The sequence below is a fragment of the Aquirufa sp. ROCK-SH2 genome (genome assembly GCF_054558315.1).
On the sequence record NZ_JBPXKB010000002.1, the window covers coordinates 447,048 to 469,426 of the forward strand.

Here is a 22,379-nt window from a genome sequence, read left to right on the forward strand (position 1 = left end):
TCTAATTTGCTAATTCACTTAAAAATTTAATTCTCATTAAACGAAGTTCCTCCTCGCTTACATCTTCTATATTACAGTTATCTAATGCTTCTGCAATATTGTCTGTGTCGGCAGACATGAAGTATTCATATATTTCTTCTTGTTTATCGGGCTCAATCACTTGATTAATGAAATAGTCAAGATTTAATTTTGTCCCAGAATAACAAATGGCCTCAATTTCCTGTATCAATTCAGACATGCCAAGTTCTTTTTGCTCTGCAATAATGTCCAAATCGATTTTTCTATCCACTTGTTGAATAATGAAAATTTTAATTTTCGACTTGTTAACGGTCGATTTTACAACGACTTCTCTAGCCGTTTCAATTTCATTTTCTTCAACATATCGATTGATTACGTCTAAAAATGGCTTGCCAAATTTGACTACCTTACCCATTCCGACTCCATTGATTTGAGCCATTTCTTCCTGTGTGCTCGGATAGGTCGTTGCCATTTCTTCCAAAGAGGGATCTTGGAAGATAACATATGGGGGTAGATTTTTTTCTTTGGCTATTTTTTTTCGAAGGTTTTTCAATAATTCAAACAAGGCATCATCATACGCTTTTGCAGAAATTCCTCCTGTTTCATCATCCGACTCTTCAGGTTTTCCTTCTTGTTCATAATCATGATCTTTCGAAAATGTCAATGGATACGAGTCTTTTAAATATTCTTCGCCTTTGCTGCTCAGTAAAAGAACTCCATAGTTTTCTACGTCCTTATCCAATAATCCGTAAATACAAACTTGCTTGATGAATGAAATCCATGGGGATTTAATTTCATCTTCGGGGTTTTCTTTTTTGGCCTTGGCTTTTAATTTTTTCTTTTTAGGAACTTCATTTTCTTCATCATTTAGTAAATCGTCCTCGTCATCCTCCTCATCATCTTCTTTTACGATATTCCAAAATGGTTCTTTTCCTTTGCCAAAAACAGCTAATTTATCATGCCCATAACTTTCGATGTATTGATTCATTTTGCCTTCTAAAATGTCGGCAATGTGTTCTGCATCAAATTTTCCACCTGTTTCTTTTACGGCCTCAAGAACCCAAGAAACCTCTTCCTCTGCTTTATAGGTAGGCGTAGGGTGTAAACAATTGTCGCAAAATCCGCAATTGTCGGCCATATATTCTCCAAAATAATTCAACAATTGCTTTCGTCTACAAACACCCAAATTTGTGTAGTAAACCATTTCATTTAAAAGTAATTTGGCATTTTCTTTTTCAGTAAAAGCCTTGTCTTTGTTGAATTTATCTAATTTTAAAATATCGTCATAGGTATAAAAGAGGATACATGTTCCATCCAATCCATCTCTACCTGCACGTCCGGTTTCTTGGTAATAACCCTCCAATGATTTAGGAGCGTCATAGTGAATCACAAATCGAACATCTGGTTTGTCAATTCCCATTCCAAAAGCGATGGTTGCAACCATAACTTCAACCTCTTCATTTAAAAATGCTTCTTGGTTAAACATTCTAACTTGAGGTTCTAATCCAGCATGGTAGGGGAGTGCTTTGATCCCATTGACATGCAACAATTCTGCAATTTCTTCGACTCTTTTTCTGCTCAAACAATAAATGATGCCTGCTTTTCCTGAATGTGATTTAATGAATCGAATCAGTTGTTTGTCAATATCATTCTTTGAACGAATTTCATAATAAAGATTTTTTCGATTGAAAGACGATTTGAATACATGAGCATCTTCTAAGTTTAGCGTCTTTTGAATATCCTGCTGAACTTTTGGTGTTGCGGTTGCTGTTAAAGCTATGATGGGTAATTTTTCATTGATGGATTCAATGATTCCTCTAATTTTTCGGTATTCTGGTCTAAAATCATGCCCCCATTCTGAAATACAATGTGCTTCATCTATGGCAACAAATGATATTTTTGCTTGTTGAAGAAAATTTAAATTATCTTGTTTGTTTAAAGATTCAGGTGCAATGTAGAGTAATTTAACTTCTCCCTTTAAAACCTCACTTTTGACTTTGTTGATTTCCGCTTTTGTCAAAGAAGAATTTAAAAATTGGGCATTGACGCCAAAGGCAATTAATTGATCCACTTGATTCTTCATCAGCGCGATCAAAGGTGAAATGACAATGGCAGTGCCCTCCATTACAATGGCCGGCAATTGATAACAAAGTGATTTTCCAGCGCCTGTGGGCATTAAAACGAAACTGTTATTCCCCTTTAGGGTATTTTGAATGATGAGTTCTTGCTCTCCTCTGAATTGACTAAATCCAAAAGTTTTCTTGAGTTGCTCCTTTAAAACATCGCTGGAAATTGAACTATACATATCTATAAATACTTATTGGGCTGTTTCAAAAATTGATAAAATGTAATCTGACTTGGTTATCTTTGAAGTCGAAAAACAATCTTAAATTGAAATTAAGCAAAAATATCCAATCCACAGCAAAAAAAGTTTTATCTCAAGAGGCAGAAGCAATTTTACAAGTTAGTAGATTAATTGATTCTGAATTTGAAGCTTGTGTGGAACACCTTCTCGCTCAAAATGGCCGAATCGTTTTTACGGGTATTGGCAAGTCAGCTATTATCGCTCAAAAAATTGTAGCTACCATGAATTCAACGGGAACTCCTGCTTTGTTTATGCATGCTGCAGATGCTATTCATGGCGATTTGGGCATGATACAGGAGGGAGATTCCGTGATTTGTATTTCAAAATCAGGAGATACTCCAGAAATTAAAGTCCTGGTCCCGCTGATTAAGCGCCTTGGTGTTTGCTTGATTGCCATGGTGTCTAATAGAAATTCCTATTTGGGTCAGCAGTCCGATTTTATTTTACATGCCTTGGCCGAGTCAGAAGCCGATTTAATTAATCTAGCACCCACTACCTCTACAACGGTTGCTTTAGCTTTGGGAGATGCGTTAGCCGTCTGTTTGTTGGAATGCAAAGGTTTTACGGCTCAAGATTTTGCTAAATATCATCCTGGAGGCGCTTTGGGAAAAAGATTGTATTTAAAAGTAGCCGATATTTATCCGCAGCATGAATTTCCGAAAATCTCGCCTCAAGCGAGTATTCAAGAAGCAATACATGAAATTTCTTCTAAACGTTTAGGTGCTACGGCGGTTATTGATGAAGTAGAAAAATTAATTGGAATTATCACTGATGGAGATGTTCGAAGAATGTTGGAATCTCAATCCGATTGGTCAAGTATTCAGATTCAACAAATGATGAACTCCAATCCTAAAACGATTGATTCTGAATCCTTTGCGACGGAAGCATTGGCATTGATGCAATCAAAAAATATCACGCAGTTGGTTGTGGTGGAAAATGGAAAGGCTGTGGGATTTATTCATTTACACGACCTTTTGAGGGAGGGTATAGTTTAAGACTTTTGTAAAATCAAAATGATTTTGAGATAGACCGCACTCGGCACAGCCGAGCGCGAGAATTTAAGACTTTTGTAAAATCAAAATGATTTTGGGATAGCCCGCACTCGGCACAGCCGAGCGCGAGAAGAATGATTATCGCATGCGGTTGGACGATTGCACCAACATTTCGTCTTTACGAATCAGTCTGTTTGCAATCATATTCGCTAAAAGGGCTGCCACTAAGGCGTAAAATCCTAGGTCGTAATTTCCGTTGACTGTTGGGTCAAACAAAGGAATGGTTTGTTTGAAAATAATATAAAAAGTATATCCCATCGTAATTGCGATTAATACCGAATTGATTAATCCTAAAGTCATTTGTTTGATTCTATTTTTGAAAGAAAATAGAATGCCCAAACTTAAGACGATGGAAGCTATGACAATCCCTAATAGAATATAATGCGTTTGACTCGCAACTTCTTTACCATTTAAACTTTGCGTCCATTGAGTAATAAAAAGTTGGATGGATTGTCCTTGCGTACCTTCTTTTGCCCAAATGGGTAATCCCGTACAAACTAAAATTTCTGCAATAATGACAATGAGTAAAAAGATGGATTGTGGGCGTTGAATCATAATTATTTCTTTATTTTTTTGCGAAAATAAGCATTTTTTTGATACAAATCAGCAGCAATTTTTGCCGAAGATAAACACAGAGGGATTCCTCCTCCAGGATGCACACTTCCTCCTACCCAATAAAGGTTTTTAATGGCTGATCTATAATTGGGATGTCGTAAAAAAGCAGCAAATTGATTGTTGGATGCATTCCCATACAAGGCACCACCGGAAGAAGAAGTTCGCTGTTCAATTTTAATGGGGTCCAAAATGTCTTCGCTAATGAGGTATTCACGGATTGGGAGTTTCAATATTCTTGAAATTTTATCAAGCACTCTTTCTCTTGTCAAATGAACCAATTCCTCCCAATTTTGACCACTATTAGCAGGAACATTGATTAAAACAAACCAGTTTTCTGAATTTTCTGGTGCGTCTTTTTTTTCTAATTTGCTGGAAATATGGATGTAAACGGTTGGGTCATCAAATAAATTTTTTTCATTAAAAATCGCCTCAAATTCTGAATGGTAATTGTCCGAAAAAAAGATATTATGAACCCCTAATTCTTCAAATTCTTTGTTCATTCCCCAATAAAAAATAATTCCAGAGCTAGATTTTTCTTGGTTTAAGAGTTTTTGGGGTGCTTTTACATCAGGAAGTAATTCAAGATAGCTTGGTCGAATATCTGAATTGCTAGCTATTGCATCAAAGTGAAAATCGCCTTTGGAGGTACTCAACCCCACTGCAGCAGATTCTTCAATGATTATCCGTTCTACACTCGTGTTGAAATGGAAAACAACACCCAAATCAAGGGCTAATTGATAAACTGCATTGGTGATAGCAATCATTCCACCTTCCGGGAAAAAAGCTCCAATATTGTATTCTAAATGTGGAATGATGGATAAAGTGGCTGGAGTCTGATACGGGTTGGAACCATTATAGGTCGCATATCGATCAAATAATTGTACTGTCTTGGGATTCTTGAAAATGGATGAATGATATTGGTGCATTTTGGAAAATAAACCTAAACGAGGGATGTTTAAATATCCTTTCAAGGCTTTTTTATTCGTCCAAGTGCTGACTTCATGCAAGGAGCTACCTAAAAATAAATCGCTGATGATGTCGTATTTTTCTTTTAGTCCCCAAAGGAAGTTCAATATTGTCTTTTCATCTTCTTCTAATTCTTGTGCAATGGATTGGGCAGTTGATTGAGGAGATTCCAACGTCGATAAACGTGTGCCGTCCTCCCAAAAATATCTACAAATTTCAGGAAGGCGTTGGTAATTGAAATAATCTCTTGGATTTTTGCCCGCTAATTCGAAAAGTTCATCTACTAATGAGGGTAGAGTGAATAATGAAGGACCCGCATCGAAGCGAAAACCATCCTTTTCTATGGAGCTCAATTTGCCTCCTGGAAATGCATTTTTTTCAAAAATTTCAACTTTTTTATTTCGACACGCCAAACGTATTCCAAGTGCTAAACCTCCGATACCTGCCCCAATTATTCCAATTTCAGCATTTTTGTTCATTTTTCATGAATTTTAATAGGTTGAAAAAAAATCAATTATTTTTCAAAAAGTTGCAAAAAGACAAGTTGACAAAAATCAAGACGCTGTAAATTTGTATCACAATTAGGAACAAAACCACTAAGATTTATAAATGTTTGATTAAAAATAAAACCTAACCCAACAATCATACCTAACCCAATTTTAAAACTTTGCCTAACCCTAAAATATTAATTAGTTTGTCGCTTACCTAACCCAAATTTAAAACCTAACCCAACCCTTAAAATTAGCCTAACCCATAATCAAATCCTAACCCTAAAATTTATTTCTAAAAGTGTTCGAGCCATCGAACACTTTTTTTTATTAATTGGCTGGCTGGCTTCGAGAGCCTCAGCCACCATTATAGCCTCTGCCACCATTATAGCCTCAGCCACCTTCTTTCCTTAAACATTAAGAAAAGAGAAAAATTTAGATATTAGTGATTAGTTATCAGTTATTAGACTTTTCTTTTCTCTCTTCTCTCTTCTCTCTGTACTATTACCTATTACCTTTTGCCTATTACCTATTACCTCTTACCTCATACCTCATACCTCATACCTCATACATCATACCTCATACATCTCTTTTGCTTCTACCATACTATTTCTGTAATTTTGTGCAAAATTTTAAAATACCATCAATTTAATATGCTACGTACACATACAAACGGCGAATTAAGATTAGAACATGTTGGACAAGAGGTTACTTTATGTGGCTGGGTGCAGCGGTCAAGAGATAAAGGAGGGATGATTTGGATTGATCTTCGTGACCGTTATGGAATTACTCAATTGATGTTAGAAGAAGGAAAATCTTCACCTGAATCTTTGGCATTGGCTAGGACTTTGGGTAGAGAATTTGTCATAGAAGCCAAAGGGATTTTGGTTGAGCGTTTGGCAAAAAATGATAAATTACCCACTGGAGATGTTGAATTGAAAGTGAAGGAGTTAAAAGTGCTTAATCCAGCCAAATTGCCTCCTTTTATGATTGAAGACGAGACAGATGGTGGTGATGATATTCGAATGAAATATCGCTATTTGGATTTAAGACGTAATCCAATTCGTGAAAGTTTACAATTAAGACACAAGGTAGGTAGAGAAGTAAGAAATTATTTGGATGCTCAAAACTTCATTGAGGTTGAAACTCCTGTATTGATTAAATCTACTCCAGAAGGTGCGCGCGACTTTGTAGTGCCATCTCGGATGAATCCAGGTGAGTTTTACGCTTTGCCGCAGTCGCCACAAACATTTAAGCAATTATTGATGGTTTCAGGATTTGATCGTTACTATCAAATTGTGAAATGTTTCAGAGATGAAGATTTAAGAGCGGACCGTCAGCCTGAATTTACGCAAATCGACTGTGAAATGTCTTTTGTGCAACAAGAGGATATTCTAAATATGTTTGAAGGCTTGATCCGTCATTTGTTTACACAAGTGAAGGGCTTGGATATCGGAGAAGTATCCAGAATGACTTATGCTCATGCAATGAAATATTATGGTTCAGATAAACCAGATATTCGTTTTGACATGAAATTTGTTGAGTTGAAAGGTGAGGGTGTTGATTTGACTTCCGGTAAAGATTTTGCGGTATTTGATTCGGCGAGCTTAGTTGTTGGTATTTGTGTGAAAGGGGCTGCAGAATACACGCGTAAACAAATCGATGAATTAACCGATTTTGTTCGTCGTCCACAAATCGGAGCAAAAGGCTTGATTAATTTACGTTATCAAGCAGATGGAGTCTTAAAATCATCCGTGGATAAATTTTATTCAGAGGAAGATTTGAAAAAGTGGGCGGAGGCTTTTGGAGCAGAGAAAGGCGATTTGATGTTGATTTTGCCTGGTGAGGGAGATAAAGTCCGCAAGCAATTGAATGAATTACGTTTGGAAATGGGTAACCGCATGGGATTACGCGATCCAAATAATTATAAGGTACATTGGGTAGTGGATTTCCCATTATTGGAATACAGCGAAGAAGAAAATCGTTGGTTTGCCATGCACCATCCTTTTACGAGTCCAAAACCAGAAGATATTGCTGCCATGGAAGCAGGAGATTTGGCAAATGTTAGAGCCAATGCTTATGATTTGGTGGTCAATGGAGTGGAAGTAGGAGGTGGTTCGATTCGTATTTTCCAAAAAGATTTACAGTCGAAAATGTTCCAAGTTTTAGGATTTACAGAAGAAGAGGCAAAAGCGCAGTTTGGCTTTTTATTAGACGCCTTTGAATATGGCGCACCTCCACATGGTGGTTTAGCGTTTGGTTTCGACCGACTTTGTTCTTTGTTTGGCGGTTCGGAATCTATCCGTGATTTTATCGCTTTCCCTAAAAACAATGCCGGCCGAGATGTTATGATTGATTCTCCTTCACCTTTGGCACAAGCACAATTGGATGAATTGAAAATCAAAACCAATTTATAATCAATTAAAATTCATAGGTGAATACCGGACTCGTCCATTCGCCTGCTGAAATATTTAATACTTCTTTAATTTCACCACAGTGAATGTCAAATACCCACCCGTGTAAGTGTGGGTATTTTTCGTTTGCCCAAGCTTTTTGTACAATGCTTGTTTTGGCTAAATTTCTAACCTGCTCTTGTACATTCAATTCAACTAAACTGTTGAATCTATCTTGTTCATTGGGTATCGCTTGCAGTTTGTCATAATTTTTCTCATAAACCTCCTTGATATTTCTTAACCATTTATTGATTAATCCATAATCTTGATTGGTCATGGCAGCTTTTACTCCTCCGCAATTATAATGTCCGCAAACAATGATGTGTTTTACCTTTAAAACTTCGACGGCATATTGCAAAACGGAAAGCAAATTGATGTCTGTATGGACTACCAAATTGGCTACATTTCTATGAACAAAAATGTCGCCTGGATCAGCATGAGTAATCTCTTCTGCTGGTACCCGACTGTCGGCACAACCAATCCAAAGAAACAAGGGATTTTGGTCTTTTGAAAGTGTATCAAAATAGTTTTCATCTACTTCTAATCTTTCACTTGCCCAGGCTTTGTTACTCAATAATAATTTGTTGTATTCTTTCATGTTTATTTCTTTTTATAATCTACTTCAATCCCCCTTTCAGGAGCAGTACTAATAAATTCTTGGATTAAAAGATTGATGTCATGGTCAATGAAATGAGCCTTTGAAACATCGATGTAAACCATTTTCCCTGTTTCAATTTTTCGTAAAGCTTCTTTTAAAGCTAATTTGTGAAGGAAAGTGACATCTTTTTGAAACTTGATTAATATCTCATTGTTTTTCTCAAAAATAGAGAAAACAGAGCTGTAGTTGGTGAAAATGACAAATATTAAACCGACAATAGTTCCTATAAATATTCCCCAAAGCAAGTCGATACCAACCACGACAATAATTGTTATCACAAATGGAATCCATTGTTTCCATCCTTCTTTAAATACCTTTTTTATTTCTTTGGGATGTGCCAATTTGTAACCTGTGTATAAAAGAATACTTGCTAGACAAGAAAGCGGTATTTGATTCAGATAAAAGGGAATGGCTAAAATAGCGCCCAACAAAAGTATTCCGTGAAAAAATCCTGACATCCTTGTTTTTCCACCTGCATAAATATTGGTAGATGACCGAACAATCACGGAAGTGATAGGAAGGCCACCCAACAAGCCACTGCTCACATTACCAATTCCTTGTGCAATTAACTCTTTATCAGCAGAAGCAATGCGTTTTAATGGATCTAATGCTTCTGTTGCTTCGAGGGACAAAAGTGATTCTAAGCTGGCAACAATCGCAAGGGTAATAGCAATCGTGTAAATTTGTGGATTGCTTAAAAAGCTGAAATCAGGTCCAATAATGCCATTTTTTAGTTCCGACCAATCATTAAATATGGGCAAATTTACCATGTGGTCTTTTGAATTTCCTAAAAACCAAGCAGGTTCAAACATTCCAAATAAATGATTAATGCCAACACCCACTAATACAACAATTAAGGAAGCTGGAAGAGCCTTCATGAAGGTGATTTTTTCAGAAATGGCCGTCCATGTAAATAAAATGAATAAGCCAATGATGGAAATAAATATGGCTCCTGGCTTAAAAATACTGAATGATTGTAATAATTCACTAAATGTATTTTGTCCATCCGATTGAAAAAATTCAAATTCTCCGATGAAATCTAAGTCGTCTCCCAAGGCATGAGGTATTTGTTTCAGGATAATTACAATACCAATGGCTACTAGCATTCCTCTAATAACTGAAGAAGGGAAAAAACTTCCAATTTTCCCTAATTTGAAAATTCCTAAAGCGATTTGTATAATTCCTGCTAAAATAACGGCGACTAAAAATCCCGAGAATGAACCTAGAGTAATGATAGAATTGGCAACAATGATGGTCAGTCCCGCAGCGGGTCCACTGACAGAAAGTTCTGAACCAGAAAGTAGGGAAACCACTGTTCCCCCGATGATGCCAGCTATCAGCCCAGATAATAAAGGGGCGCCAGAGGCCAAAGCAATTCCTAGGCATAGAGGCAAGGCCACTAGAAATACAGCTATACCTGATTTCCAATCACCTTTGATAAAGGCGGATAAATATTGTTTGAAATACATGTGATTTTAAATTGTTATAGGGTGAATGAATTCATCGAACTATGAACAAATAAAATCAGGAGGGGTAAAGACTTGATTGAGATATGGGTCTGAAATACCCAAAATAGGGTTGTATTGTTTGTACGAATTTTCGTCAAAATAAAAGGGCGATGTCTGAATAAAAGACGTTTCTAATTTCTCGAAGCTGCTAATTTCATCTTCGTTTTCATCTTCTTCTCCAGCATAAGGGGAAGTATATTTGAATGGAAAAGTGGAGTGTTCTGGTGTAGTATTTTCGGATAAAGTGGCTTTTACAACTCGGATTTCGAGTTGTGTTTCATTAGCCTTTGAAATTTTTGTTAAAGAAATTCCAATGACTAAAATACTTGCCAGAAAGAAAATAAGGAGTCCCCACTTTTTCATCTTGCAATTTTAATCAAATTTTTGGGGATTCTGATAAATGATTTTCGATTGGTTGTCTCTTTCTTGAATCAAAATGCCTTCTTGTGAGTCAAATTTATCTTTACCAAAACGCCATTCTTTCTTTAGTCTTCCTCCAATTCCTTTTTCATGGAACTCTCTCCAACGGCCAACTTTTACGCTATCGTCAAATTTTCCATCTTCTTTCATTAAACCGTTGGGAAAAAAAGATACATATTGACCGCTTACTTTTCCATAAGCTCTGGGGATGACTTCTTTGATTTTCTTTTTTTCAGCATCATAATAGCTAATTGTCGACTCGGCTGGAAAACCTCGTTTATAATATTGCTTGTTTTCTAATTCGAATTCAGGGCCATAATTTTCCCAACGCCCATCTTTTGCCCCCATATAAAAAAAGCCTTGTTCCACCAGTATTTGGTTAACATATCGTTTGAAAGGCCCGTGGCAAATTTGTGCTGTTTTGTTGTCTTTTAGGGAGCTATTGACGATTCTTGATTGTGAGGGGTCAAACCACCAAATTTCCTGATTGTAAGGGTTGACGGCTTCATCCTCTACATACTTCACAACATTGATTTCTTCATAGGTGGCCCTATTTCCACTGCCGTATTGCCCTAATCTTCTTTCCGTTTTTACCCCTTCGTATTCATCTTTTGGGACAATTTTCTTTTTGATTTGCTTCGCCAATTTGGCAGATTTTGAACCTAAATTATTTATACCTAATTCATTTAAAAATGCTTTACTTTCTTTTTTCCATTCAGCACTTTCTGATTTGAGTTTTTTAACTTCATCTACTTGTTTTTCCAAGCCCGTATCTAAATGACCACCAAAAAGACCTTTTGCCTTTACAGTGGTATCGATCAAAGGTTTTTTGTCAGAAAAAACGGCCTTGTTTTGAGCTAAAGCTGAAAATGTTGAAATAAAGAAAATTAGGAGAAAACCTGATAATTTATTTGCCATGTGGTAAGAAACGTCAATGTTTCAAAAAAATTTCCCAAAAATAGGAATTAAAATAATTAGATAAGGTAGATTATGTATTTTTGCATGATTTTGTTCAAAAATTGGCAATTTAAAAGTTAAAATAAGTTGGAAAAAGCAGCTAAAATTTACGTAGCAGGTCATAGAGGAATGGTTGGCTCTGCTATCGTTAGAAAATTACTTTCATTGGGGTATTCAAATTTAATTTTGAAGACATCTTCTGAATTAGATTTGAAAAATCAATCAGCTGTTCAAGCTTTTTTTGAATCAGAACAACCCGAATATGTCTTTTTAGCTGCCGCAAAAGTAGGAGGGATTGTCGCGAATAATACTTATCGAGCGGATTTTCTGTATGAAAATTTAGAAATCCAAAATAATGTGATTCATCAATCTTATTTGAACCATGTCAAGAAATTGATGTTTTTGGGCTCTTCTTGTATTTATCCTAAAATGGCTCCTCAGCCTTTGAAGGAATCTTATTTATTGAGTGGCTATTTGGAGCCGACCAATGAACCTTATGCCATTGCTAAAATTGCAGGAATAAAGATGTGTGAGGCCTATCGCGCACAATATAATTGCAATTTTATTTCTGTTATGCCGACTAATTTATACGGGCCTAATGATAATTATTCCTTGGAAAATTCGCATGTTTTGCCTGCGATGATCCGTAAATTTTATGAAGCAAAACAACAGAATAAGCCATTTATGGAGCTTTGGGGAACCGGTTCTCCGATGCGCGAGTTTTTACATGCCGATGATTTAGCGGAGGCATGTTTGTTTTTGATGGAAAATTATGATGAAGCAGAATTAGTCAATATAGGAACAGGGGAGGACGTGACCATCAAAGAATTGGCTGAAACTGTTCAAAAAATTGTCGGCTTTGAAGGTGAAATTCGTTGGGATTCGTCTAAGCCAGACGGAACGCCTAGAAAACTGATGGACGTTAGTAAATTACATGCATTGGGTTGGAAACATCAAATTGCTTTAGAAAAAGGGATAGAATTAGCCTATCAAGATTTTCTGACAAATCCATCAATTAGAAAATAATGGAGCAGAAGGAAGAATGGTTTAGTGCATGGTTTGATTCTCCTTATTATCATATTTTGTATGAAAAGAGAGATGTAGATGAAGCGGTTGAATTTATTAAAGCTTTGCAAAATAAATTATCTATACCTGCCAAAGCAAAGGTATTAGACGCTGCATGTGGAAAAGGTAGACATGCCAAAACCTTATTCGATCTAGGCTTGCAGGTGTCTGCGTTTGACTTGTCGCCCTCCAATATTGAAGAAAATAAAACGCTAGAAACAGAAGGTTTAGATTTTTTTGTCCATGATTTGAGAAATCCTTTGCCGAAGGTTAATCATTACGATGCCATTTTTAATTTCTTTACAAGCTTTGGCTATTTTGATGAAAAGATTGAAAATCAAAAAGCATTCTATGTATTAGCCAATGCTCTCAAAAAAGGAGGGATTTTAGTGATGGATTTCTTTAATCCTGCTCATGTCTTAGCCAATTTGGTCAAATCTGAAACCATTATTAGAAAAGGAATTAAGTTTGCCATCAAACGTTGGGAAGAAAATGGGTATTTATATAAATCCATTGATTTTGAAGACAAAGGGGAAAAGTTTCACTTTTTGGAAAAAGTTGAGCTGATTTCTAAAAACGATTTTATTTCCTATGCCAGCGTAGCTGGTTTGCATTTAATCGATTTATTGGGCGATTATCAGTTGGGATATTTTGATGAAAAAAACTCACCTCGGATGATTTTCTTCTGGGTTAAATAATTCAGATCATGACGGACTTTCATGCACTTTTGACAACAGAAACACCTGCTTCTACTTATCAAACTGCATTGACAAAATTGCCTTTTGATTTTCTAGTTCCAAAAGAAGTTCTGATAAAAGTTGCCTATTCCTCTTTGAACTATAAAGATGCCTTGTCTGCTTCTGGACATAAAGGTATCACACGAAATTTTCCACATATACCAGGTATTGATGCTTCGGGTACGGTAGTTTCTGATCTTTCTGGCACTTTTCAGGTTGGTCAATCGGTTTTGGTTACTGGTTTTGATTTTGGAATGAACGAGCATGGCGGTTTGTCTGAATATATTTTTGTTCCAGCCAATTGGGTGGTACCCATTCCTGCAAATCTTAGTACTAGGTCAGTAATGGAATTAGGAACGGCAGGTTTAACTGCAGGATTGGCCGTGAAAGCATTACAAGAAAATAGTATTTTTCCCAATGCCGGAGATGTATTAGTCACAGGTGCGACAGGCGGGGTAGGAGTGATTAGCATTTTATTATTGAAGCGTTTAGGTTATTCTGTGGTGGCTTTAACAGGTAAGCAAGAACAAGTTGAATTACTTAAATCCATTGGTGCTGATCGTGTGATTTTGCGCAATGATTTTTTGGAAAATCAGGAAAGGGCATTATACCCGATCCAATTTTCGGGGGCTATTGATACCGTAGGAGGAGATGTCTTGGTGAAAACGCTTAAAAGTTTACACAATGGCGGTGCAATTGCTGCCTGCGGAATGGCATCCAGTGTAGATTTATCCATGCAAATTTATCCCTTTATTTTACGTGGGGCTAGATTATTAGGAATTTATTCAGCTGAATCTACTCTTGAATCCAAAAAGGAAATTTGGGATAAATTTAATGCAGATTGGAAAATTGATACTTCAAACATTTGTCAAGAAATTAATCTGGAAGAAGCTCCCCAATATTTATCAAAAATGTTGGAAGGAAGATCTTTAGGTCGGAAAATCGTCAAAATTGCTAATTAAGGAATCGGGCTCTTACCTCTTACCTATTACCTCATTTAGTATTTAACCACTTTAATAGCTTTAGTATTGATTTCCGGGACACGAATGAAATAAATTCCGTTTGTTAATTTGGACACATCTAAATTCAATGTGTTCTCTGATTTATCTAATTCGCAAGAGTTTGAAATTTGTATTTTTCCTTGCAAATCAATAACCTGAACCTCATAACTTGTCGCGGTAAATCCATCTGGAATACCAATTTTCACCAATTGATTGATAGGGTTCGGGTAGACGCTAATTTCTTTGAAAGGGTTTTCTTTTTCTGTCGCTAAGATACTCACATTGATAATGTCTGAAGTTGCCAAGCATCCGTTGCTATCTTTTAGTTGGACTTTATAGGTACCTGAAAGAACAGGAGTATAACTAATATTATTGGCATTTGGAATGGCCGAACTGCCTAATAACCATTGAATGTTTGTTCCATTGGAGGTGCTTAAAATTCCTTGATTATACGAAATAAAAGGTGGAATAGGAGTGCTGAATTTCAAATCTAAGGTGTCAGATAATGCTGGGCAAGCACCCGAAACGCTGCCTTTTACCGAATATTTTCCAGATAAACTAGTTGAATATGTGGAACTTGTAGCTCCTTTTATGTCAGCGCCATTCATTTGCCATTGAAATGTGGTCGAATCATTTGAATTGGCCACTATGGCAACAGTGGAAGCTTCAGAAGTACAAATTGTTTTTTTGCCACTTGGTGTTATTTTAATAACTGGAGAGGTATTTGTTTTCACAGCGACTTCTACTCTTGAACTTGCACAGCTATAAGATCTCAATTTCATGTCATAGAAATAGTAATATCCTGATTGAATACGTCCGGAATCATATAATGCATCATTCATTTTAATGATATTCGCAATTTCATAGGGATATCCAATGTTTGTAGGAGCATTGACTGTGTCTTTTAAGGTGCGGTTACTTCGATAAATACTTGCTCCATTGTAACATTCTTGGGTAATCGCGTAAGTTCCTGCAGCTGGGAATGCCAAATTCAATTGAACGATTTGACCTGGATCATTTTTGTCATCCGGAATTTGTGTTGAAGCATCCGTTGGAATGTTTAATTGATTTCTTGTTGCGGTTAATTCTCTAGCTGTTGAAGATACCAGTAATCCTGAATTGAGGTCATAGACGCTAAATACGATGGTTCCTGAGGTTCCAACGTAGATTCTTGCACTTTCCATCACAATGGGTGACTTTACTTCAACGATTGGCATGGGACCAAAGTTGCTATAATAAGAGCCTCCGCCAAATTCTTTTTTCGTTTTCGGCCCATAAGAAGCACTGAAGTCGCCACTCGAAACAAAATAGGCCTTATTTGCTGGCAGACTTACACTTTGTCCTGATCCCACTAATATATTATTGTTGTACCAAAGTGCATTTGCATTGGATGCGGTTAAAGTTAATGAACTTGCACCTGTACAAAATTGCCCAGTTGCAATTGGCGCTGTAGGACTTTCGATGCTAATGTCTTGATTTATTTTGTCATTCAAATTGTTTTGATCAGTTGACAAAATTGTTGAAAGCTCGAATTGATAGCTTTGTCCCGCAGTTAAAACGGTATTTCCCGTCAGTGCAATTTCCTCTTCATAATTGGAATACAGAGTTGGGATTATACCAGAAAGCGTTGAGATAACTTGTCCTTTTTGAGAAATGGTCAATTGTACTTTTACATTTTGCTGATTGGTGGTGCCGTAATTTTTCACCTTAGCAGTGAATGAGTTTGGTCCATTGTTTGCACACACTTTAGGAGTAGATTGGCTGAAACTTAGAGCACCTACATCGTTACTTGGTTCTGTTATTTGAAATAAGTATTCCTCTACTTCACCACTTGTAACGCTTCCGCAAGAGGTAGCAAGATTTGTTGATGCACCATATTCTGAAACAACTCTGATTCGATAATATTGATTAACGTTGGCGGTTGAGGGTACTTGCAGCTTTGGACTGATGGTGGAGCTTGTTGTTAAGCCCGAATTGACGGATAATTCATTGCTATCATCAAAATCTCCATCTTGATTCCAGTCGGCATAAATTTTGGTGATTTTCGATTGCGTATCCAAATAATTGATTTCTAATGGTAGATTTTGTCCTAATTCAACTTTAAAAGGAGTGCCCATGAAATCACTGCTTGACGTAGATGAATAAACCGTTTTATTCAAAGAAACCGATTGAATGGTGTTTTTCGCATTTGAATTGGCAATGGAACAATACGCTTTCCCACCAATACCTGAAAGTATGATGGAATAATCTTGTGCATTGTTTTTAAGGGATTTTTTATGCGAATAAGTTAATTGATAACTTTTTCCAGGAATAGCACCTACAATGGTGATCCTTTCAATATTATCTCGAATGTTATCTCCTGGAACAGCAAGATTAGCAGGATTGGCTGGGTCTAAAATGTAGGGTAAATAAGTGCCTTTGTCGTCTTTAATTCGGATGTCTAAATCGTTCACCAATTTGGGAGTTCTGTCATTTAATATAGCAACATTGGCAGTTCCTTCTGGGTCTGTCCATGAAATAGTCGCACTTAAATCTCCTTTTCCTGATGCAACAAGGGGTATACTTCCCGATTGCCCATTGGCGAGTGTTCCTTCAATGATTTTATATGACTGATCTTTGTTTGCTATTATTTTGGCAGCCTCCTCCGTATTAAGTAATCCCCAACCTGTTTGATAATCGGGGCCTACTGCCCCAATATCAAATGCCGAGTGTAATAATATTCCTTTCAAAGTAGCAGCCCGCATGAAATTGTTATTATTTAGACGGTTGTATAATTGTTGAAGTAGTAGTGCCGATCCCGCTACTTGTGGACTCGACATAGAGGTTCCACTTAAGGTAGTATAAGCGGTTGTGGAAGAGTTAGAAGTAGAATAAATGTCTGTACCAACTCCCATTATATCTGGCTTAATACGGCCATCATCCGTAGGGCCCCAACTAGAAAATGAAGAAACTGTCACATCAGATGCCTTTTTAGGAGCAAAACCTAATAAGTCAACAGAACCCACAGTCACAATGTTTTTTGCATTTCCGGTGGTTGAAATAATATCGTAGGAATTGTTTTTTGACCTTGCAACTCGAGAAGTATCAATACCATTAATAGGAGTGTTCAAATAGTATAATTCACCTGTTGCAGGACCATTGCTATCTCTGTTATTCCCTGCTGATTTGAACATTAAAAATTTAGGAGCATTGAACGCATATTTGTCTAATGCAACAGAATTGTCATCATACAATCCAAATTTATAATCTTCGGTAGAGCTTACGCTGTTATTTCCATACCATACCCATTTGTTTTTGGTGGAACTAAATTCCCAACCTGCGATATATCCATACGAATGGTTGCTGATTAAAAGACTCGTGGAGTTGTCGCTAATTTCTTTGTTATCATTATTGAAATCCCAAACACGAAGATTGGCACCATAAGCCATTCCCTTGGCATTGCTATTGATTCCTTGTGCCATCATAATTCCACCTACGTGTGTGGCATGAATGTCTGATGAAATATTGGGATTTTCCGTTGTTACACGGCCAATTAATTCTTGGTGATTTACCAAAACTCCACCGCCATCCCACATGCCTAATTTGCCAGACATGGTATCTGATTTACCCGTCAAATTTAATCCTAGGATACCATCTTTGTATAATTCATTCGTACGCGTAACTTTTGCAGCTAAAGTATTGGAATGATTTCCTATGTACAGAGCTTCACCAATGGAATTGATATGTTGGAAATGTAAAATTCTATTTTTGCTCAAAGTGTCTTTTAACTTAATACCTCTTTCTTTAGCTATCTTAAAACTTTGACGATAAGTGCTGTCTGCTTTTTGGGAAAAAATAAAAGCTCTTTCAGCTATTTGTTTCTTTTTAGCATTGGTATAAATATCACTTTGCCCGAAAATGAACATTGGGCTTAGTAACAAGAAAGACAATATAAGTGTGTTAAAATGTCGCAAGCGTTTGATGTTTAGGTAATAATGCGAAAATAATTTGACTATGAATTTAATCTTTTTCTTTCAATTCTACACGAAATGTTTTTCGATGGAAATCCGTAGAACCAAATTGTAAAATGGCTTTTCTGTGATGCAAGGTCGGATAGCCTGCATTTTTCTCCCAATGGTATTCTGGATAATCCAAAGCTGCTTTTTCCATCAATTCATCTCGATAAGTTTTCGCTAAAACCGAGGCCGCAGCTATGGAATAAAACTTAGAATCACCTTTGACGATACAAGTATGTGGGATTAAAGGGTAGCTGATAAACCGATTTCCGTCGACTAAAAGATGTTCCGGTTTTGCTTTTAATTGGTCAACCGCTCGGTGCATGGCTAAAACGCTGGCTTTGTAAATATTAATTTGGTCGATTGTCGCTGCATCAACTTCCGCAATGGCATAATCCAAGGCAAAATGGATGATTTCTTTCCTTAATTGCTCCCTTTGTTTGGCGGTTAATTGTTTGGAATCATTCAATAATTGATGGTGAAAATCTTGGGGTAAAATAACCGCCGCGGCAACTACAGGACCTGCCAAACATCCCCTGCCAGCTTCATCTAACCCCGCTTCAACGACGGACGGAGAATAAAATGCTTGTAGGGGAAATTTGCTCATGATTTTTAATCTCTTTGGAATAACAATCTTTTTCCAAGTTGCGAATTATCAAATTGCCCTTGAGAATAAGCTAAATGACCCGACACAAAAGTATGTTCTATGCTACTTCCAAAAGTATGCCCTTCCAAAGGTGACCAGGCACATTGGTACTGAAGATTGCTCTTGTTCACTTGATGCGGCTTTTCTAAGTCGATAATAGCCAAATCTGCCCAATAGCCTTCTCTGATATAACCTCTGTTTTCAATTTGAAAAATATCAGCCACGGTATGTGCCGTTTTTTCAGCAATTTTTTCCAAAGGCAAAACACCTTCTTTGGACAATTCAATCATCATGAGCATTGGATGTTGTACCAAAGGCAATCCAGAAGGGGATTTCCAATAGCCTTGTTGTTTTTCCTCCCAAGTATGTGGCGCGTGGTCTGTTGCAATAATGTCCAAATGTCCCGATAACAAGGCTTTTCTAAGCGCATTTTTATGGCGAGCATCCTTAATTCCTGGATTACATTTAATTAAATTTCCCAATGAATCATACTCTGAAGCATCAAACCAAAGGTGATGCACGCAAACCTCTGAGGTGATTTTTTTGTCTTTGGAAGGAATGGTATGATCAAATAAAGCCAATTCTTCTTCGGTACTGATGTGTAAAATATGCAAACGCGCCCCACATTTTTTAGCTAAATCAATGGCTTTTTGAGAGGATAAAAAACAAGCCTCTTCATTTCGGATGAGGGGATGTATATAAGCAGGAGCGTTCTCAGGGTATTGATTTTTAAATAATTCTGTTCTTGCTTTTACCGTAGGTTCATCTTCACAATGGGTAGCGATCAACATGTCGCTTTTGCAAAAAATACTTTCCAAGGTTGCAATATTATCCACCAACATATTTCCAGTAGATGAACCCATGAAAATCTTTATTCCACAAACATCTGTTTTGGAAGTTCTTAGCACTTCTTCCAAATTGTCGTTTCCTGCACCCATGAAAAAGGAATAGTTGGCCAATGAACTTCTGCTTGCAATGGCGTATTTATCAGCCAAAAGCTCTTGGGTCAATGCATTGGGTACGGTATTAGGCATTTCCATAAAACTTGTTACTCCACCCGCCACTGCTGCCCGAGCTTCACTTGCGATGGTCGCTTTGTGCGTTAAGCCAGGCTCACGAAAATGGACTTGGTCATCAATCATTCCAGGAAAAATATGCTTTCCGTTTAAATCGATGATTTTTTCATCTCCTCGCGCTTGAATGCTTGAATCTATTCGGTCTATTCTGCCATTATAAATACGAAGGTCCGCTTGAATGATTTTGCCTTCATTGACAATTTGGCCATTTTTTAATAAGTATGTTGACATGCTAGTCTTCCTTAATTTGGGTGATTTTAAATTCAGTTCGTCGGTTTTGCTGATGCTGTTCTTCTGTACATTCCACACCGTCTGAACATTCATTGATTAATTGTGTCTCGCCATAACCTTTGGCTTTAATCCTGTCTGGACTAATTCCTTTGCTGGTAATGTATTTAACCGCAGATTCTGCTCTTCTTTGCGATAGTTTTAAATTGTATGGACCACTTGCTCTAGCATCTGTATGTGATCCTAATTCAATGGTTACGATTTCATTGTCCTTCAAAAATTGAACGATTTTTTCCAATTCTTCTGCTGCATCTGTACGTATCTCAGATTTATCTAAATCGTAGTAAATGGGATTGATTTGATAAAGTTCTGTAATTTCTTTTCCAATTTCAGGTTTGTCCATCACAATTTGGAAAGTGAAAGTGGTATCTGTCACCTCCTTTTTTAGCAATACTTGAGGAATTTCTCTGCCTTCCATCGAGAAACTGGCACGTTTGGTTAAATAGTCTTCTTTTTCACAAAGGAAATCCAACACATCATTGGGATCTAATTCAAAAGTAGGAGCAAAGCCTTTTTTGTCGCTTTTGCCTCCTTCTATCGACTGACCATTTTTTCTCAAGCTAAATTTAACTCCATCAATGGCTTTTCCGTTGGGGTCAACGAATTGGGTTTTGACAGCGTAATGAACAATTTTGTCATTTTCATTGGCAAGAACTGGCGGCGCTTCATTCGACCACCATCTATCTTCTGGTCCTTTTCCTGAAAAATAATAGATATCATCGTCGCCTTTTCCTCCTGGTCTATTGGAGCTAAAATAACCATGGTTTTCATCTACCATCGTTATACCAAAATCGTCTGCGATAGAGTTCATAGGAACGCCTAAATGTTCTACGACAATTTCATTGTCGTTTCTTGTAGCTACATACAAATCCAATCCGCCTAAACTAGGATGCCCATCTGATGAAAAATACAATTTGCCATCTTCTGAAACAAAAGGAAATATTTCATCTCCAGCCGTATTAATCGTAGATCCCATATTAATCGCTCGCCCAAATCTTCCTGAATTGTCGATGGCCACTCGATATAAATCCAAACCACCTTTTCCACCTCTTCGATTGGAGCTAAAATAAAGCGTTTTTCCATCGGAGGAGAAACTTGGACTGCCGTCCCAAGCCAATGAATCAGAAATAGTTAATCTCTCAGGAATAGACCAATTATTTCCCTCTTTTTTTGAAATATATAAATCTACATCTGGCGAAACATCTTTGCTTTTGCCTGTATTGCCGCGTGCAAAAACCATGGTGTTGCCATCTTTGGAGAAGGTTGGGGTGCCTTCGTTCGCATTTTCTTTGAAAATTTGGGAACTAAATAATTCCATTTTACCAATTTCATCTGGACTCTTTAGACTTGCTTTGTAGAGTCCAACAAAGGGTAAACCATTATTTTTATAAATTTCAGGCTTTTGGGTACTCGAAATAATCAATTCATCTCCCAATTTTCTAGCTGAAAATTCTGCTTGTGGGGTATTTCCTTTCAAGTTTTCTATGTCAACGGCACTGATTTTCTTCTGCAAATCAGGTAATAGGGGTAAATATTCTAATTCAATTTCAGATTTTAATCGGTAAGCTTTATTGGGTTTTGATTGAATGAATTGCTTGAGATATTGTCTAGTGGCCTCATAATTCCCATTGGCTTTGGCAGCATAGGCCAAATGAAAAGGAATCATTTTGTCGCTATTCCCTTTCTCTAAAGCGGTTTGGTAGTAATTAAAGGCTAAATTTATTCGATTGGATAATCGATATGCTTCGGCGATGATGAAATTTGTTTGTGCACTTTCATATCCTTTTTGTGCCAAAGGTTTTAGTTTTTGAATGACGATTTCATATTCCCCTTTATCAAATTCTTTTTGAGCCTGATGAAATTGATATTCATCTCCTTGACACGATAGCATGAAAAAGGCCAAAATTGTGAAGATAATGGCTTTTAAAGGACTAATTCTAGTAAATTTTTTGTCGGCGAATTTCATGTTGTGGAAAAGTTCTTTCAAATGTAATAAGCTATGCTCATTTATTTCATGTACCTTTGCATAAATTTCGAAAATCGAAGTAGAAAATAGACGAAAGAGTCTATT

Annotated in this window: 16 protein-coding genes; 5 read left to right on the plus strand and 11 right to left on the minus strand. The window is 36.9% G+C overall.

Features of this window, described 5'->3' with window-relative positions:
• Nucleotide 1: 1 nt before the first annotated feature.
• A complete protein-coding gene (locus tag V7S79_RS05900; protein ID WP_459489634.1) occupies nucleotides 2-2,323 on the minus strand; it encodes a RecQ family ATP-dependent DNA helicase in 2,322 nt (773 codons plus the stop codon).
• Between the two features lie 86 nt (nucleotides 2,324-2,409).
• Here V7S79_RS05900 and V7S79_RS05905 point away from each other — a divergent pair, with 86 nt between their 5' ends.
• Complete coding sequence (locus tag V7S79_RS05905; RefSeq protein ID WP_459489635.1) at nucleotides 2,410-3,378, plus strand: KpsF/GutQ family sugar-phosphate isomerase; 969 nt, start codon at nucleotides 2,410-2,412, stop codon at nucleotides 3,376-3,378.
• A 135-nt stretch (nucleotides 3,379-3,513) separates the two neighbouring features.
• On the opposite strand, the gene V7S79_RS05910 is transcribed toward V7S79_RS05905, so the two are convergent.
• Both V7S79_RS05910 and crtD read right to left on the minus strand, forming a co-directional pair.
• Entirely contained in the window at nucleotides 3,514-3,990 is a 477-nt protein-coding gene (locus tag V7S79_RS05910; RefSeq protein WP_459489636.1) for a DUF4293 domain-containing protein, read from the minus strand.
• A 2-nt stretch (nucleotides 3,991-3,992) separates the two neighbouring features.
• On the minus strand, nucleotides 3,993-5,495 hold the full coding sequence (gene crtD / locus V7S79_RS05915) for a 1-hydroxycarotenoid 3,4-desaturase CrtD (protein ID WP_459489637.1): 1,503 nt from the start codon (nucleotides 5,493-5,495) through the stop codon (nucleotides 3,993-3,995).
• A 662-nt stretch (nucleotides 5,496-6,157) separates the two neighbouring features.
• Here crtD and aspS point away from each other — a divergent pair.
• Nucleotides 6,158-7,921 (plus strand): aspartate--tRNA ligase, encoded by a 1,764-nt coding sequence (gene aspS / locus V7S79_RS05920; RefSeq protein WP_459489638.1) that lies wholly within the window; start codon nucleotides 6,158-6,160, stop codon nucleotides 7,919-7,921.
• Nucleotides 7,922-7,925: 4 nt separating this feature from the next.
• Here the strand turns inward: aspS and V7S79_RS05925 are convergent, their stop codons facing one another.
• From V7S79_RS05925 to V7S79_RS05940, 4 genes are read right to left on the minus strand one after another with little or no spacing between them, the layout of a single operon-like run.
• Complete coding sequence (locus tag V7S79_RS05925) at nucleotides 7,926-8,555, minus strand: carbonic anhydrase (protein ID WP_459489639.1); 630 nt, start codon at nucleotides 8,553-8,555, stop codon at nucleotides 7,926-7,928.
• Nucleotides 8,556-8,557: 2 nt separating this feature from the next.
• A complete protein-coding gene (locus V7S79_RS05930; protein WP_459489640.1) occupies nucleotides 8,558-10,084 on the minus strand; it encodes a SulP family inorganic anion transporter in 1,527 nt (508 codons plus the stop codon).
• A gap of 39 nt (nucleotides 10,085-10,123) precedes the next feature.
• The gene (locus V7S79_RS05935) at nucleotides 10,124-10,486 is read right to left on the minus strand and encodes a hypothetical protein (RefSeq protein WP_459489641.1); all 363 of its coding nucleotides are present in this window, start codon (nucleotides 10,484-10,486) and stop codon (nucleotides 10,124-10,126) included.
• A gap of 9 nt (nucleotides 10,487-10,495) precedes the next feature.
• A complete protein-coding gene (locus V7S79_RS05940) occupies nucleotides 10,496-11,461 on the minus strand; it encodes a toxin-antitoxin system YwqK family antitoxin (RefSeq protein WP_459489642.1) in 966 nt (321 codons plus the stop codon).
• A 126-nt stretch (nucleotides 11,462-11,587) separates the two neighbouring features.
• On the opposite strand from V7S79_RS05940, the gene fcl reads away from it, so the two are divergent.
• The 3 genes from fcl to V7S79_RS05955 are packed head-to-tail and all read left to right on the plus strand — an operon-like array spanning nucleotide 11,588 to nucleotide 14,264.
• Nucleotides 11,588-12,526: a GDP-L-fucose synthase gene (fcl, locus tag V7S79_RS05945; protein WP_459489643.1), complete on the plus strand. Its 939-nt coding sequence runs from the start codon at nucleotides 11,588-11,590 to the stop codon at nucleotides 12,524-12,526.
• Nucleotides 12,526-13,263, plus strand: a complete 738-nt coding sequence (locus V7S79_RS05950; protein WP_459489644.1) for a class I SAM-dependent methyltransferase — start codon at nucleotides 12,526-12,528, stop codon at nucleotides 13,261-13,263. Before fcl ends, V7S79_RS05950 begins: the two co-directional genes overlap by 1 nt.
• 8 nt (nucleotides 13,264-13,271) lie before the next feature.
• The gene (locus V7S79_RS05955; RefSeq protein ID WP_459489645.1) at nucleotides 13,272-14,264 is read left to right on the plus strand and encodes a YhdH/YhfP family quinone oxidoreductase; all 993 of its coding nucleotides are present in this window, start codon (nucleotides 13,272-13,274) and stop codon (nucleotides 14,262-14,264) included.
• Nucleotides 14,265-14,299: 35 nt separating this feature from the next.
• On the opposite strand, the gene V7S79_RS05960 is transcribed toward V7S79_RS05955, so the two are convergent.
• The 4 genes from V7S79_RS05960 to V7S79_RS05975 all read right to left on the minus strand — a co-directional run bounded on the left by V7S79_RS05960 (nucleotide 14,300) and on the right by V7S79_RS05975 (nucleotide 22,274).
• Nucleotides 14,300-18,208 carry a S8 family serine peptidase gene (locus V7S79_RS05960; RefSeq protein ID WP_459489646.1) on the minus strand — a complete coding sequence of 1,303 codons (3,909 nt, stop codon included), beginning with the start codon at nucleotides 18,206-18,208 and terminating at the stop codon, nucleotides 14,300-14,302.
• Between the two features lie 94 nt (nucleotides 18,209-18,302).
• Complete coding sequence (locus V7S79_RS05965) at nucleotides 18,303-18,905, minus strand: ribonuclease HII (protein ID WP_459489647.1); 603 nt, start codon at nucleotides 18,903-18,905, stop codon at nucleotides 18,303-18,305.
• 5 nt (nucleotides 18,906-18,910) lie between these two features.
• Entirely contained in the window at nucleotides 18,911-20,251 is a 1,341-nt protein-coding gene (locus tag V7S79_RS05970) for a dihydroorotase (protein ID WP_459489648.1), read from the minus strand.
• 1 nt (nucleotide 20,252) lies between these two features.
• Complete coding sequence (locus V7S79_RS05975) at nucleotides 20,253-22,274, minus strand: OmpA family protein (RefSeq protein WP_459489649.1); 2,022 nt, start codon at nucleotides 22,272-22,274, stop codon at nucleotides 20,253-20,255.
• Between the last annotated feature and the right edge of the window lie 105 nt (nucleotides 22,275-22,379).

Excerpts from the sequence above, each read along its gene's own strand:
- V7S79_RS05910 (WP_459489636.1), bottom strand. The coding sequence starts at position 3,990 with ATGATTCAACGCCCACAATCCATCTTTTTACTCATTGTCATTATTGCA.
- V7S79_RS05935 (WP_459489641.1), bottom strand. The coding sequence starts at position 10,486 with ATGAAAAAGTGGGGACTCCTTATTTTCTTTCTGGCAAGTATTTTAGTC.
- crtD (WP_459489637.1), bottom strand. The coding sequence starts at position 5,495 with ATGAACAAAAATGCTGAAATTGGAATAATTGGGGCAGGTATCGGAGGT.
- V7S79_RS05940 (WP_459489642.1), bottom strand. The coding sequence starts at position 11,461 with ATGGCAAATAAATTATCAGGTTTTCTCCTAATTTTCTTTATTTCAACA.
- V7S79_RS05955 (WP_459489645.1), top strand. The coding sequence starts at position 13,272 with ATGACGGACTTTCATGCACTTTTGACAACAGAAACACCTGCTTCTACT.
- V7S79_RS05930 (WP_459489640.1), bottom strand. The coding sequence starts at position 10,084 with ATGTATTTCAAACAATATTTATCCGCCTTTATCAAAGGTGATTGGAAA.
- V7S79_RS05970 (WP_459489648.1), bottom strand. The coding sequence starts at position 20,251 with ATGTCAACATACTTATTAAAAAATGGCCAAATTGTCAATGAAGGCAAA.
- V7S79_RS05900 (WP_459489634.1), bottom strand. The coding sequence starts at position 2,323 with ATGTATAGTTCAATTTCCAGCGATGTTTTAAAGGAGCAACTCAAGAAA.
- V7S79_RS05925 (WP_459489639.1), bottom strand. The coding sequence starts at position 8,555 with ATGAAAGAATACAACAAATTATTATTGAGTAACAAAGCCTGGGCAAGT.
- V7S79_RS05965 (WP_459489647.1), bottom strand. The coding sequence starts at position 18,905 with ATGAGCAAATTTCCCCTACAAGCATTTTATTCTCCGTCCGTCGTTGAA.
- V7S79_RS05960 (WP_459489646.1), bottom strand. The coding sequence starts at position 18,208 with ATGTTCATTTTCGGGCAAAGTGATATTTATACCAATGCTAAAAAGAAA.
- aspS (WP_459489638.1), top strand. The coding sequence starts at position 6,158 with ATGCTACGTACACATACAAACGGCGAATTAAGATTAGAACATGTTGGA.
- V7S79_RS05950 (WP_459489644.1), top strand. The coding sequence starts at position 12,526 with ATGGAGCAGAAGGAAGAATGGTTTAGTGCATGGTTTGATTCTCCTTAT.
- V7S79_RS05975 (WP_459489649.1), bottom strand. The coding sequence starts at position 22,274 with ATGAAATTCGCCGACAAAAAATTTACTAGAATTAGTCCTTTAAAAGCC.